We start from the raw sequence: 14,619 nt of genomic DNA, 5'->3' as shown, positions 1-14,619 counted from the left end.
ATGAAAAAAGGGTCCGACTTTAGATAAAAGTCTAACCCTCGTTATTTTTAACTTACACAGTTAATGGGATAGTGTCAGAATCGCAGTAATTTGCCGTGACGCGTCCAATACAATAAGACGGCCCTGCTAGCCTACAGCTACGGGTTTGGTTTTGATTGTTAAAACGAAAGTAGTACCCACCCCTTCTTGGCTTTCTATGCAGAGTTTCCCCTCTATTTTATGAAGTATTTCTTTAGAAAACAAAAGACCAAAGCCCGAACCCTCTTTATTTGTTTTGGCCGCTCTTTGATTTTCATCTAACTTACGAATAACATCTTTGTTCATACCTACTCCGTTATCCTCTATAATAATCTCGGAACTATTTTCCTGCTTTCTGTGATAGATATGAATCTCGCCTCCCTGATCGGTATATTTTACAGAATTACTCAACAAATTTCGAATGATGAACGAGATGATATCTGCATCAGATTCAACAGTCTGTTCCTTACTGATATTCAAATTAATACGCAGTTGTTTTTCTTCTATGATAGAGTCAAAGATTTGAAGGTTGCTATTGATCAGTTCATATAAATTAAAAGTTAGATAGTTCATTTGGCCTTTCTCGAACTTCGGTGCCCAATTAATCATGTCATTCAACAAATGGTTAATAGCTTCGATATCTTTCTCAATATTGTTAAAAAACTTAAAATCCTCATTTTTGACAGTTGTACCATTAAGTCGTATCAACTGAATCCTCGTTTTAAGATAATTTAACGGACTTTTAATATCATGAATCAACATATTGATAAATTGATTTTTCCTGCCTATTGAAAAATCCAGTTCTTCCATGACCTTTTTTAAATGATTAAACGCTTCCTCATTTGTGCGGATTGTGCGCCTTGTTGAAAACCAGCGAATAAAATATCCCATTAGCATTGCCAGTACTGCAAAATATATGTTCGAATCCAATGTGAGTGTTTTTAAGGGTATACTCCTGGAGTTATGAGACCGGAGAAAAAATACGATATACTCAGGCATACGGGATGATTTCCAGCGTACAACGAGACATCATGGCCGTCTATATGTCATTTCGCTCAAATTAGAGCTTAGGAAACCAGCAAACCATACTGTAAGAGAAATAGCCCCAAATAAAATAGGGGTTTGTCTCCTGTCGATAACTTCAGAGGGTTTAAAATTTTGTGCAAAATAGCAGAAAGGGGGGGAAGCTAACTAAAGATAGCACTCCTTTTCAACGCAAACATAGTAAGACTATTGGGACCAGAAATCCGGAGTTTTCTACATATGCAATATCTAACATTTTCTATTGTTTTCTTACTTCTGAAGAGAATTTCGGCAATTTCTGCGGTAGTTTTTTGTTCAGAGACCAATTTTAGTACGGTCATCTCCTTTTCGGTTAATCTCTGGAGCCTTTCAAGCTCTTTTCTGTGTAGCGTTTCATCAAGGATAATGGCGGGAACATTATGCTTTAAACAAATTGGGCTTATGTATTGTTTCCCGTACAGTACCGTTTTTATACAAGATAAGGTTTCTTCCCAGGTACACTCCTTTAGTAAGATACCATCCGCCTTGTTGGCAATGGCTTTTCCATAATTAGAGTGGGAAATAAAGTTTCCGTACAAGATAATTTTTGTGGGTGATTCAGTTCTCTTTATTTTCTTTAGGACTTGAAGTCCATTAACTTTTGGAAGGTTAACATCGATAAAAGCAATGTCGGGCTTTAAATTCGAAATCTGCTTGATAGATTCGAAACCGTCTTTAGCTTGGCCAACTACTTTGTAATTAGTGGTGGCTTCTAACATTCTTTTCAGTCCTTCTCTGGCAATTAAATGATCATCTACAATTAATACGGAAGAGTTGTCGTTCTTCCTTTTCAAATTAACTTTCATGGGTGAGGTTTTAAAAGGAAACCATAAGTACAATATTATACTTAATCGTTATTCTTATTTGAATTATTGCGAGTTGGTCGGTAACAGAGTGTAAAATTTAGGGCCATGACAGGTTTGCGAGTTACAAAAAAAATTGAAATTTTTGCTTGTGAAATATCAATTTTACCCTAGTATTTAATATGATTTCATTTGGGTTAAAAAACGGCTTCTTTCCTAATTCCAAGGAGTCGCTTTTTCAATATATTTCTTTTTGATTTTGAGTTTCTCATTTCACGATATAAACTTTGTTCCTATTCAAAAAACAGTGAACAAAATAGATAATTGAGCTTGGGAGTTTTCGGTGATATAACTTCGAAATGTATGTTTTCATATAACAGGATTTTTTATGACTATGACGTCGGTCAAAATACAAGGCTTGACCGAACATATTTTTGATAAATGCGATAGGGAGGCTTCATAGTTAAGTTTTTTGGGCAATTTTTATTGATGAAGGCTAAAAATGTATCAATTCTAAAGCGTATACCCTTTAAAAGAAATACTGTAAGGTTGTTAATGCAATAAGTCAGAAGGGTATTGTATATGGAATAGCTTACATTCTTTATGGTTTTTTTGCTCCTAATAATGAACTCTTCGCTTTTGTAGCCAGTCCTTTGCTTTGAGATTAATTTTACCACAACTCTCTGATTTTTAAATTGTTTGATGAATCGCCCTAGTTCTTCCTTTTTTGGATTTTTAGCGAATGTGGTAATTAAACGAATATTCGGCTTCTTACATACAACCCTAACGTATTGCTTACCCGAAAATGATTTAACGTTAAAATATGAAGAAAACTTCTTATGAAAACCAAGTTCTTTTAGAAGAAAGCTATTGGCCTTATCGTGCTTGGTATAATATATAAAACTGCAAAGCGGAATAAATTTTGGTAAAATATTTTTCTTCACATCTATCATCATGTGAAGTACACCGCCTTGAGGAGTATTAACGTCTACAAAAAGAAAATCAAATTTTAGGTGTGATGTAAGTTTTATCGATTCAAGATTATTCGTTTTCAGTAATGATAAATACTTTTTTTTAATTTCTAAACTCACTCTTTTTTACATTTCTTGAAAGAATCAACAATCCAACAGTCTAGCAACGGAAATTTTTAAGGTTTTTTTGCTGACCGAATGCTGTTAAACTTCTATCAAAAATTTAGGCAATATAGCCGGAACTTTGAAACCAAGATAGGACATATTGATCTATTTTTTATTATTTTATTTACAAAATTTTGACATATTCGACAAAATGCCTTAAGCTTATTCTTACACTGAATAAGAGGTTTTTAAGCAGATGTTACCTTTCCATATTATATATCTGATTATCAACAACTTATCATTTTTTGAAGTTTAAGGTTCCATGTTTTGGGCTACACTTTTGGGCCTTTGGCTGTCAGAAATAAGAACTACACCAGTTACACATATCATTTTAGAAAATAGATTATATCATAGCGACTCAAAGAACTTAATATTAAACCTACTCTAGTCATCAAAATTCCCCGATGCCTCATTACGTAGGTTTTTATATTATCCCAAAACTACCACAATACTTTGACGAAGAGGTTAGTGTAATATTTTTAAAAATTTAGCGCGGCTTTACCAAATGGTTACTACGTAAATTCTATATAAAATTAATGGTTCCTCTTATTAAAAATGAACTACCTCGCGACAGAGCCATCGGGGTGTCTAAATAATTTTAGTTGATTTCTATGCAATTCTTTATAGTTTGTTCTGCCCTGATTTTGGAGATACTTCTTGATTACCTCCTCATTGGTATACTGCCCTAGGGTATTCACGTAATATCCGCTGGTCCAGAACTTGCCGCCCCAAAGCATGTGCTTGACTTCCAGATACAAGCGGAAAATCGCTTTCGCCGTGATGGTCTTCACCGCACCGATTATCTTCTCCGGGGCGTTCACAGGAACACTCTGGATCAGAAAATGGACATGGTCCTTGTCAAGCTCGATATCCAAAAAATAAATCTCCAACCGTTCCTCGATCTGAAGACAGATTCTTTTGAAAATTTCCGAGACCGAATCGCTCACGATATTTCTTCTATATTTGATAGGACAAACAAAATGGTTCAAAAGCAAGCTTTTGTTATCGTTCTTATGGATATGTTCACTCATATCCACGAGTATAGGAATATCAATACGCGATACCCGAGGCAGAACCTCAGGGAATGATAATGATTAAAACTCTATACGATAATTAATTACAGGTACAAGATTCAATTGAGATTCTTGTCTGACAACCCTATTGACCGGATCAAAGATTTGCTGATCGATATTTTCCCTATCCGTAAGGTTTTGAACATCCAAAGAAATTATATGTGCAATTTTCGCCCTGTTGATTCTATAGTACGTGCTTACATCTAGTCTAAAATAGCTTTTAAGCTGAATGGTATTTCGCTGATTTTCCACAATACCAAAATCACCGGATCGATCAAACTCAGCAAGATCAAAGGGAGATTCCCGTTTTCCCCCGTTTAGCAATACCTTACCATTCACCCCAAGTATATTATTCCCATTTTTACCCATCGAAAATTCCTTGCCCGCAACCAAATTAAGGGTATAATTATAATTAAATCTGTTATCATACCACTGCCCATCGGCCGCCTTATACTTGGAATCAAAAAAAGAGGCCGTTGTCAAAAAGTAATATTGCTGCGAAAAAAACTTTTCAAAGGTCAATTCTAAACCGTAGTTTCTCGCGATTCCCGAGGCTACCAGTTCTAGGTCGATATACTGACCGTTAATTACTGCATCTGTTGAACTTGGGTTTTGGGCCACAGCAACTTTATTGATGTCTTGATAGTATGCCTCAATTTTTAGGTGGCCATTTTTTATTATCCGCCAATCGTATCCTATGATATAATGTATCGCCCTCATCAAATCCAAACCTTCGTTCGGTGTGGTTGCGGTACCTGCCTCATCTTCTACGATTGTAAAGTACTGGTTTAACGGCAACCTTCTTGAATGAATACCAATACCTGCACTTAGTGTATGTTTGGGATTTATTTTATAATCCAACCCTGCACGGGGTTCCAATCGAAAGTTGTCATTGATTGAAAAATAGGTTCCGTGAACCCCAAAGGTAGACGACAGCTTTTTATTAAATCGATATTTTGTTTGCGCAAAAAACTGGGCCATTGTTCCATTACCTTCCTGATTTATTTGCACCTCCTCAACATTGTTGATTATGATATTACTGAATACGTTATAATTCAAATAGCTTAGTATTGCCCCTGTCTTTAAGATGGTTTTAGGATTAAATTTGTTCGTCATATTCAAGCTAAAACGAAACGCATCATTTTTTAAATTATCATTTTCACTTAAGGCGTTGTCATTTATAGTACTCACAATTGATAGTTCGTTATCGCTCTCATTACCTGAATAAGAAACAGAAGCATCGAGGGTACTTTTGTCACTTAAGAAATGTTTTAGGTTCAAGCCGGTCATATACGTTTTCGATTCGAGCCTATCATCCTCTAACTGCCCCGGCGCAGAATCATCTTGGTTGTCCAGATTATCTTCGCTTATACCTCCTATACCCCATAGGGATAGCTTGGTTTTCTTTCCCAATGGCAAATTTATCTTAAAGGAGAGGTCCTGATACTTGGGAACAGAATTTTCGGACACTTCAACAATCTCATTTAAAAGGGTCAAGGTTGAATAACGATAATTCACCAGATAGGACCCCTTATAGTTTTCACTAAAGGGTCCTTCCAAAGCTATATCGGTGCCTAAAACACCAAATTGAAAGGCATACTCCCCCTTATCAACGTTCCCGTTGCGCAGATTTATGTCAAAAACACCGGATAAGGCATTACCATATTCGGCAGGAAAAGCTCCCGTAAAAAAATCTGACTTCCCTAGCATATTTGTACTCAGTAGACTAACCGCACCGGGTGAAAAACCATCTTCAGATAAGTGGTTGGGTTCGGGCACTTCTACCCCTTCAATTTTCCATAATAGTTGATTAGGTGCATTTCCCCGTATGATGATTTCATTGGTAGAATCATCTGAATTGGTAACCCCGGCAAAGGAGAGCGCCATACGACCAGGATCACTTATACTTGCAGGAAACCGCTTGGTCTCTTCAACACTAAAAGAACGGGCACTTACGGTCGCCAGTTTGTTATTCGGCTTGATATTATCTTTTCGTGCTATCAATACAACCTCATCCAACTGTTCCAAAGACTCCGTTAATTGTATGGTTAAATTAACCTCTTTCGCAGAACCAACTAATACTTCAGGAACCAAAGCATCCTCATATCCTAAAAAGTTGCATAAAAAAGATTGCCTGCCAATGGGAACATTCTCTATTACAAAAAAACCATCGAAGTCTGTTATAGCCCCCTTCGGAGGGTCGGCATTCAACAAACTAATTGTAGCCCCGGTAAGTGGCCCTCCCGTAGTGGCATCGATCACCTTACCTTTAACAGTTTGGTTTAGTGTCTGCCCCAAAATGGCAGTAGGTACTAATAAAACAATCAGTGCTATTCCAATTCTAGAGAATTGATTGAATAGATTCCCGTAAGAAACGCATTTTTTGGACATATTACCCATAGTAAAAAAAATCAAAAAGGTACTTAGGAAAAAGAACCTTTCATCATCACATTTTTATGATATCTCAAGAGGTCTATTTACAGACATAACACTTGCATTATCATTAATTATTGCATGAAACTCGAATAGGACCTTTCTAAAAAGCAAAGAAAAATCAAACCCAACTGTTCAATTTTTATCTCAAAACCGGATGAACGATTTATTGACAAAACGAAGTTGGGTTTACTTTCTACCACTTCGTGGCAGCATTAATTATCTATTCATAGGCTCATAAAAACTCAACTTTATACCTTTAAACAGATGTCATTTCCTTTCCGGTCTTCTCGGAAGCTGACTTAGAAGACTTTTTGGAAGCAGGTTGTTTCTTAGTCGCTTTTTTTGCCGCAGCAGGTTTTTTTGCCGAAGCAGAAGTCTTCTTGGAAGCTGATGAAGTAGACTTTCCCTTCGCGGTTTCCTTTTTCACCTTAGTCCCAGAAGCCTTGGCGGTAGTGGCCTTTTTCTTAGGCTCGCCTTTTTTTGCTTTTGTACCTTCTTCCACTTTGGGCAACACTTTGTCCTCTTTTGGCGTAGGATTGTTCTTTTTAAATTCTTCTTCACTAAATGTTACTCTCAGGCTAAGTTGAGAAAGGGTCTTCTCGCTATTCTCCCTGTAACTAAAGTTATCATACTTTTCCAGTTCCTTTAGTACTTTGCTATTTTTCAAATCAGAATTATCGGCTAAATCTAAAAAGAAAATGGCAGCACTTCTTCGTGTTAAAAGGTTCTCGTACGGAAGCTCCCAATTTTGTATTAAAGCACTTTTTTTTAACTTATCAAGATGTTTTTTTACTTCATTAATTTCAGGTACATTCATAACTAATTCAATTTATACATTTAAAATTTTGTGTATCTAAAGGCGCTCTTTTCACACAGGCTATGCAATCAACTCTTTTGGTGTATCCTCGAGCATTTTTCCGTAATCGAATTTTATCAGTCGGTCACAGTATTTATAGTAAGCATCATCATGCGTAATCGCAATGACGGTTTTCCCTATACGCTTTAAATCGGGAATAATAGATTTGTAAAAATAAGCGCGGAACTCTGGATCTTGTTCGGCCGCCCATTCATCAAAAACAAAAATTTCCTTATCCTCTATAAGAGAATAAATCAAGGCAAGTCTTTTTTGCTGACCGCTTGAAAGGTCATGGAGTATTTTATTGTTCGCTATGTCTTGTTGTATTTTTCCTTCCAGTGCCATTTTCGACAGAAGGGCCGTAAGTCGATCATTCGATGGAAGCAAATCAAAGTTGTCATAGTTTTCACTAAACAAATAATCATCGGCAAATATGCACGTCATTGTATTCCTATAGGCCGCGCGGTTATCATCTGTAACCAATTCGTTGTTAAAATATACCTGGCCGGATTTGGGGACATACAAACCCGACAACATGTTGATGAAAGTGCTTTTGCCACTGCCATTCCCACCGTAAATAAAAACCACTTCGCCTCTGTTTATTTTGAGATTAATAGGCTTTAATTTAAAAGCTGGATTGTTGTTTTTATCTAGATATTCATAGCTGATATTGCTAAATTTCAGCTGGTCAAAACCGGGAAACTCCCTGCTATCATTATTTTTATCCGTAAACAGGGATGTCTCCGTTATTTCCGCGAATTCATTTATTCTGTTAATAGCCACTTTAAAACGAATAAAGCTGTCCATTAAATCAACGAAAATGCTTATGGGGCCCATCAGAAATAAAATCGTAATCAGAAAACTAGAGAGTACGGTCTGTTCAACATTGAACAGCAAGGGAAGTACGAAGAGAATAATACCTATTCCGAAATAAAAAGAGTAATCCCCAATCAGATTATTACCAAGGTCCCCCAACTGTGCCCTCGTTAGCAATTTTATAGAATTATGCCTGTTTTTCGCAATATGTCCGTGAAAGATGGATTCGCTTCTATTGGTATTCATCTTTATTTTTTTGAACCCCAACAAAAAGTCGTTGACGTTTCTCATAAAAATGTCATTGAGAGATCGGGCCTCATCAATGTTTTTTTCGATAACCGCATTCCTTTTGACATAAACAAAACCAAGCACCACTATCAAAAACAAAATGATCAGGGCCCCTTTTGGATATACCCAAAACATATAACTAACACCTACAATAATCATTACAAATGAATTGAAAAAGGAAAGGAAAACATCCGGAAAGCTCCCTAGCACACCAACATCTTCCAAGGTTGTTCGTACTCTTTCCTCTCCAAGTTTAAGATACGACTCGTAATTCGCCGATCTAAGTTTATCGAAAATTTCCAACATCATTTCATTTCCAAAATTCAACGTCATCTTCAACATATAGGCTTGAAAGTTATAGGATATCAACAATGAGCTAACGGTAAGCACCAAATAAATAAGCCAATCGTACTCATCAAAAAAAGGCAAAGGGGTTCCGGAAATTTTATTGTTTACCAACAGCAGTAAGCTACTGCTCCACAGACCATTAATGATTGCCAAAAAACCGAGAAAGGGCAGTACGATTTTTGATTTGGACTTTAATAATTTAAGAAAATCTAGTTTCTTCATCTTTTAATCGAAATGCTTTTTATCCAAGAATTTTAGAAATATCTATCTTCCTCTCTTGTTAATACTAAAAGTTAACATTTAGGAATCAAAAGTAGGTCGTAAAGCTTTGTCTGAATTTAGGTGTTAACCCTCTTTTTAAAAATATGGGAAATAGATATGTCGTATCAAGGCTTTTTCAGCCTTGATACTGCAAAAAACACCTTGTCCGCTTTGTCCCAAATCATACCATAACTTACCTTGTGCGCGGATCCTGTCCGGTTTTTGTAGTGTTCCGGTAGATAAACGTAAAGCAAAAACCGGATAGGGCACTTGCTAACGGTCCTTTGGAACACCGGGGTCCTTGCTTTTCCAAATTTTATAGGGCCCGTACGCTTCGGGATGCTCCTTGAAGTAATCGCCAAAATGGTCGATAATATGTTGCTGTCCCTGCTCAAAGGCTTTTCGCTTTTGACCTTGAAGCCCGTAACCCTGATATGCGAAATAGCCGATGGTGAACAGGGGCAACAACATACCGATGGCATAGAGGGTCAATAACCACTCCGGTAGGCCCCTGGAAGCCTCGATCTTGCTTTGCTGTGCCGTAATCCGTTTTTCCAAGCGGTCCGTGCTTCGTTCTTGTTCGTTAAGGAACTCCCTGATACGGTGCTCAATGTTGGAACTGTCCGCTTTCACCTTTATGGTATCGAGTTTCCCGTACAGGCTTTCCAGTTTTTTGATCGAGGCCTCAAAGCCGGATAGTTCGTCGGTGAGCAGTTCCATATATTCTTCCATCTTTTTCATAGTGTTCTTCTTTTAACGTTCGTTATATCTCGATGCCCGTTCCCAAACTTCGCTTTATTCCTTTCTTGATAAGATTCTTGGTAAAGGTCAAGGCGAAGTTGGCACTAACCTCTACAGCTTTGCCAATTGGCCTTCTCCTATTGTGAGTCCTTTCGCGCTGTTATTGGAAATGGCCAAAGCGATTTTCCCTCCCGATAGGGAGCGGTGTACCGCGCTGCCTTTTAGATTGTGCCCTTTGTATTCGAAACGAAAGCCTTGCAACTTGTTCCCCTTGTTGATAAATGGAATGACCTTTACATTATATTTCTGCATTGACTTGAAGTAGGAGTCAAAATCTTTGGGCCGCTCTTTTTCCATCACGGTATCATGTATTTGTTTTATCTCGTTTCGAATGCCCTTCATTCCTAAAAGTTTCTCTTGCCTTACTTCCCTTGCCGTGGTCAGCCCCATTTCCTTGGCCACCTTTTCGGCGGCCAGTTGGCTGCGTTTTCCTATAAAGCTGTCCTTGTATGCCCTTCCATCAAAACCGATACGGTTGGCGTATAGGTGAACAGGGAAGCCTTCAGTTCCCTTGACCCTGCCCCTGGTGGAACACCACTTTTCGGGCGTTATTTTTCTTCCCAAACTGAATTCACTTCGGCGACCATTCACCGTGATACGAAAATAAAGCTGTGCCCGGCCTTGTTTGTCCAAACGGTTGCCGCGCAAATAGCAGAGTATTGCAAGGGATACATTTTTCATTTTTCTATTTAAATTAGGTTAAACTGATTGTGTCGAAATAGGGCGACCGATCCTTTAACACTGATTTTATCCCATTTTTGCGAATATCATAATGCGCACCGAATTGGATGATATCATTGGAATATAAATAGAACTGAAAAAAATCATAAGACTGTAAATCAATGATTTACAGTCTTATTTGATATGAAGTGAATTCAAAAAGTGGTCCCACATGGGCTCGAACCATGGACCCTCTGATTATGAGTCAGATGCTCTAACCAACTGAGCTATAGGACCGAATTAGGGCGCAAATTTAACTATTACCCTCAACTACACAAAAATATTGGCCCTTCATTTGTATGAAATGAGCATAAACTTTTTTAAGCGTACCCTACCAAGATGATTAAAATAAGTTTATGCGAATTACTGAATGTGCAGAAATTTTTAGTTTCTTCATTTTCAGCAAACTACAAAATTTTAAACAGATGAAAAGCAACGTCTATCGCTAAGAACCGCTTTCGGCAGGTGCCTCTTGGCATAGTTCTATCAAAACACCGTTGGTCGATTTAGGATGCAAAAAAGCGATAAGCTTATTGTCCGCACCCATTTTTGGTTCTTCGTTCAAAACACGGAATCCTTCCGATTTGAGCCGTGCTATTTCACCTTTCAAATCGGTGACCGCAAAAGCAATATGGTGAATGCCCTCTCCCTTCTTTTCTAAAAACTTGGCAATGGGACTATCCTCCCTCGTTGCTGCCAGCAGCTCTATTTTATTGGGTCCGGACTTAAAAAAAGAGGTGATTACGCCTTCCGATGCAACGGCCTCTTCCTTGTAGGGAGGAGCGCCGAACAATGTTTCAAACAGGGCATTGGACGTTTCCAAATCCTTGACGGCAATCCCGATATGTTCTATTTTATCCATAATTCCTATCGCTTAATAGGGTAAAAATACGGCTCGTAGGCGTACCAAATGGTGGTGACAGTCTTAAAAGAACTATTTTTGCCCTATGGAAACACAACGACAGAAGAAAATAGGCGGGGTCATTCAAAAGGATATTGTTGACATATTACAACGGGCCGCCTTGGAAGGGGGCCTAAAAGGGACCATTATCTCCGTTTCCAAAGTTTCCGTAACCACCGATCTATCAATAGCTAAGGTATACCTCAGTATTTTTCCGAACCAGGAAGCTCCCGCCTTAATGGAGGGCATACGCTCCAACCAGGCCTTGATCAAACACGAACTGGCCCAACGAACCCGAAACCAGCTCCGTCGTGTGCCGGAACTGTTGTTCTATTTGGACGACTCCCTGGAGTATATCGAAAACATAGAAAAGTCCTTGAAAGGGGAGGAAAACCCCATAAAGAATAGGGAACTGCTCCCAAAAAGAAAAAAGTCCTGAACTTGAATTTTCCGTTTTACATTGCCAAGCGCTACCTGCATTCGAAAAGCAGCCAAAACGCGGTCAATATCATTAACTTCATTACGTTTTTGGTAATCGTGATCGGTTCAGCGGCCCTGTTCATCGTTTTGTCAGGTTTCGCGGGCCTAAAAACGTTCAGCCTTTCTTTCACCAATGTTTTTGATCCGGACATAAAGGTTACTCCACAAACGGGAAAGTTTTTTACGATCTCACCTTCCCAGGAAGAACAACTAAAAAATATGGAAGGGCTTGCCTCCTATTCCAAGGAACTGGAAGAAAAAGTATTGCTCTACCATCGGGAAAAAAGCCATATCGCATTTGTAAAAGGGGTAGATCGCCAGTACAACAAGGTTACCGGAGTGGACAGTACCATTATTTATGGAACCTGGACCATAAACGAAGTACAGGGCGTAGCGGGAATCGAAATATCCAACTTGCTCGGTATCGGTACCGATCAGTACAGAAATCCATTGATGATCGCCGCCTTAAAACCGGGAAAAGGCTTTATTTCGCCCCAATCAAAAAAAGCGATCTACAACGAACTTCCCATTGTATTGAGCGGTGTTTACGGTGTTGAGGAGAGTTTGGACAAAAAATATGTGTTCGCCGATTTGGACAGTGTGCGACGGCTCCTTGAAAAGGACAGTACCCAACTCTCCGGTATCAACATTAAAGTACATCATGAGAAAGACATCCCCAGTATCAAAAACGAAATTGCAGCGGTATTCAATAACACGGTCAGCGTAAAAAACAGAAAGGAACAGAACAGCACCCTTTACAAAATGCTGAATACCGAAAACGTAGCCACCTATCTTATTTTTACCTTGGTATTGGTCATCGCCCTATTTAATGTGGTCGGTGCCATAACCATGATGATCTTGGATAAAAAACAAAATTCCAAAACCCTGTACAGCTTGGGCACCACCTTAAAGGAATTGCGGCGCATCTACTTTGTACAAGGCGTGCTGGTCACCACTTTGGGCGGTGGCATCGGGGTACTCTTGGGGTCGTTGCTTATTGGATCACAGGTGTTTTTTGAGTGGTTCAAGATTACGGCTTCCTTGGCTTACCCGGTAGAATTTCAATTCATGAACGTACTCATTGTACTGGCCACCATAATGGTTTTGGGCATTGTTGCCGCAAAAATTGCGAGCAGCCGCATCAACAAGAAACTGATTACTTCCTAGAAGGCGTCCGTTTTAAAAAAGATGAGGGTGTCAGCGGAATTACAGACTGAACTCATAGTCGCCAAAAACCGCCAAAGCCTCCTCAAAAGCGGCAAAAACATCGGCCGAATCGTCACTCGTAACCATTTTCATTCGGTACTCCTTAAAATTTGGAATCCCTTTAAAATAATTGGTATAGTGGCGGCGTGTCTCAAAAACACCAAGTTTTTCCCCCTTCCAGTCGATGGCCATTTGTAAGTGTCGTTTTGCGGCGGTCACCCGTTCCTGCATGGTCGGAGGGGCCAAATGTGTTCCCGTTTCAAAATAATGCTTCACTTCCTTAAAAAACCAGGGATAGCCTATGCTGGCCCGGCCGATCATGGCCCCGTCCAAGCCGTAATCGTCCCGCATGCGTTTGGCGGCTTCCGGTGAATCGACATCACCGTTACCAAATACGGGAATATGCATCCTGGGGTTGTTCTTTACGGCAGCGATCGGTTTCCAGTCCGCATTTCCCTTGTACATCTGTGCGCGGGTACGCCCATGGATCGCAATGGACTTGCACCCGACGTCCTGAAGTCGTTCGGCAACCTCCACAATTTTTATGCTATCATGGTCCCATCCCAATCGGGTCTTCACCGTAACCGGTAATTTGGTGTGGTTTACCATGGCTTTGGTGAGCGAGACCATAAGATCGATATCCTTTAAAATACCGGCTCCGGCACCTTTGCTGACCACTTTTTTTACCGGGCATCCAAAATTGATGTCGATAATATCGGGGTTCGATTTTTCTACGATTTCCACCGACCGTAACATCGAGTCCAAATTAGCGCCAAAAATTTGAATTCCTACCGGACGTTCTTTTTCGTAGATGTCCAACTTCATAACACTTTTGGCGGCATCCCGAATGAGCCCTTCCGATGAAATGAACTCCGTATACACCACATCGGCACCCTGTTCTTTGCAAAGCGCCCGAAACGGTGGGTCGCTCACATCTTCCATAGGCGCTAGAAGCAACGGAAAGTCGGGCAATTGTATGTCTCCGATAGATGGCATTTCCTTAAAATAGGTTTTATTATCGGCAAAATTAAGCAAAAATGACGCGTAAATAACGGCGATACTTTTTCATTTGCCCACGCCGTACCCTATTTTGGATGGCCATAACCGGGTAAAAAGCTGGTGAAAATAACAAAACCCAATACATTTAAAATGCAAAGGGTTAAAGCAAAAGAATAAAGTGGTTTTTCAACATTGTACCAACGTTATAGCGGCCAGTTGGCGGTAAAGTGCGTGGTAGTTCATAACAATTGTCGACTACCATATGCGACTGCCGACTTGTTGAATATTTGCGCTCCGAGTACTCGGGGAAAGGCTTGTATTAAAGTACATCATTTTCAACTAGGGCGTGTTAACACTAATTGCATCGAAAATCAGGGCGATATAGATAAAGGCCGTGAACATGACGTCGAGTTTG

General features: G+C 39.4%; 13 protein-coding genes and 1 tRNA gene. 2 read left to right on the top strand and 12 right to left on the bottom strand.

What is annotated here, in order from left to right; all coding sequences use genetic code 11:
* Positions 1-126: 126 nt before the first annotated feature.
* The 11 genes from ACRD7P_RS20520 to mce all read right to left on the bottom strand — a co-directional run bounded on the left by ACRD7P_RS20520 (position 127) and on the right by mce (position 11,480).
* A complete protein-coding gene (locus tag ACRD7P_RS20520; protein WP_430909659.1) occupies positions 127-948 on the bottom strand; it encodes a sensor histidine kinase in 822 nt (273 codons plus the stop codon).
* A gap of 257 nt (positions 949-1,205) precedes the next feature.
* Positions 1,206-1,886: a response regulator gene (locus ACRD7P_RS20515; RefSeq protein ID WP_430909658.1), complete on the bottom strand. Its 681-nt coding sequence runs from the start codon at positions 1,884-1,886 to the stop codon at positions 1,206-1,208.
* A 401-nt stretch (positions 1,887-2,287) separates the two neighbouring features.
* On the bottom strand, positions 2,288-2,974 hold the full coding sequence (locus tag ACRD7P_RS20510; RefSeq protein WP_430909657.1) for a hypothetical protein: 687 nt from the start codon (positions 2,972-2,974) through the stop codon (positions 2,288-2,290).
* A 605-nt stretch (positions 2,975-3,579) separates the two neighbouring features.
* Complete coding sequence (gene tnpA, locus ACRD7P_RS20505) at positions 3,580-4,050, bottom strand: IS200/IS605 family transposase (RefSeq protein ID WP_430909656.1); 471 nt, start codon at positions 4,048-4,050, stop codon at positions 3,580-3,582.
* Between the two features lie 63 nt (positions 4,051-4,113).
* Positions 4,114-6,390: a TonB-dependent receptor gene (locus ACRD7P_RS20500; RefSeq protein WP_430909655.1), complete on the bottom strand. Its 2,277-nt coding sequence runs from the start codon at positions 6,388-6,390 to the stop codon at positions 4,114-4,116.
* 394 nt (positions 6,391-6,784) lie between these two features.
* Positions 6,785-7,345, bottom strand: coding sequence for a hypothetical protein (locus ACRD7P_RS20495; RefSeq protein ID WP_430909654.1), 561 nt, complete (start codon positions 7,343-7,345; stop codon positions 6,785-6,787).
* A gap of 60 nt (positions 7,346-7,405) precedes the next feature.
* The gene (locus ACRD7P_RS20490) at positions 7,406-9,058 is read right to left on the bottom strand and encodes a cyclic peptide export ABC transporter (RefSeq protein WP_430909653.1); all 1,653 of its coding nucleotides are present in this window, start codon (positions 9,056-9,058) and stop codon (positions 7,406-7,408) included.
* A gap of 312 nt (positions 9,059-9,370) precedes the next feature.
* A complete protein-coding gene (locus tag ACRD7P_RS20485) occupies positions 9,371-9,838 on the bottom strand; it encodes a DUF6730 family protein (RefSeq protein ID WP_430909652.1) in 468 nt (155 codons plus the stop codon).
* Positions 9,839-9,949: 111 nt separating this feature from the next.
* Entirely contained in the window at positions 9,950-10,579 is a 630-nt protein-coding gene (locus ACRD7P_RS20480) for an Arm DNA-binding domain-containing protein (protein ID WP_430909651.1), read from the bottom strand.
* 202 nt (positions 10,580-10,781) lie between these two features.
* Positions 10,782-10,855: transfer RNA gene (locus ACRD7P_RS20475), tRNA-Ile, on the bottom strand.
* Positions 10,856-11,063: 208 nt separating this feature from the next.
* Positions 11,064-11,480 (bottom strand): methylmalonyl-CoA epimerase, encoded by a 417-nt coding sequence (gene mce, locus ACRD7P_RS20470; protein WP_430909650.1) that lies wholly within the window; start codon positions 11,478-11,480, stop codon positions 11,064-11,066.
* An 85-nt stretch (positions 11,481-11,565) separates the two neighbouring features.
* Between mce and rbfA the strand changes: the two genes are divergently transcribed.
* The gene (rbfA, locus tag ACRD7P_RS20465) at positions 11,566-11,958 is read left to right on the top strand and encodes a 30S ribosome-binding factor RbfA (protein WP_430909649.1); all 393 of its coding nucleotides are present in this window, start codon (positions 11,566-11,568) and stop codon (positions 11,956-11,958) included.
* Between the two features lie 2 nt (positions 11,959-11,960).
* Positions 11,961-13,166, top strand: a complete 1,206-nt coding sequence (locus ACRD7P_RS20460) for an FtsX-like permease family protein (RefSeq protein WP_430909648.1) — start codon at positions 11,961-11,963, stop codon at positions 13,164-13,166.
* A 39-nt stretch (positions 13,167-13,205) separates the two neighbouring features.
* On the opposite strand, the gene dusB is transcribed toward ACRD7P_RS20460, so the two are convergent.
* Complete coding sequence (gene dusB, locus ACRD7P_RS20455) at positions 13,206-14,201, bottom strand: tRNA dihydrouridine synthase DusB (RefSeq protein WP_430909647.1); 996 nt, start codon at positions 14,199-14,201, stop codon at positions 13,206-13,208.
* Between the last annotated feature and the right edge of the window lie 418 nt (positions 14,202-14,619).

This window comes from Maribacter sp. 2-571, from assembly GCF_050589625.1.
GTDB lineage: Bacteria > Bacteroidota > Bacteroidia > Flavobacteriales > Flavobacteriaceae > Pelagihabitans.
This window is presented reverse-complemented; position numbering and strand designations above follow the sequence as displayed.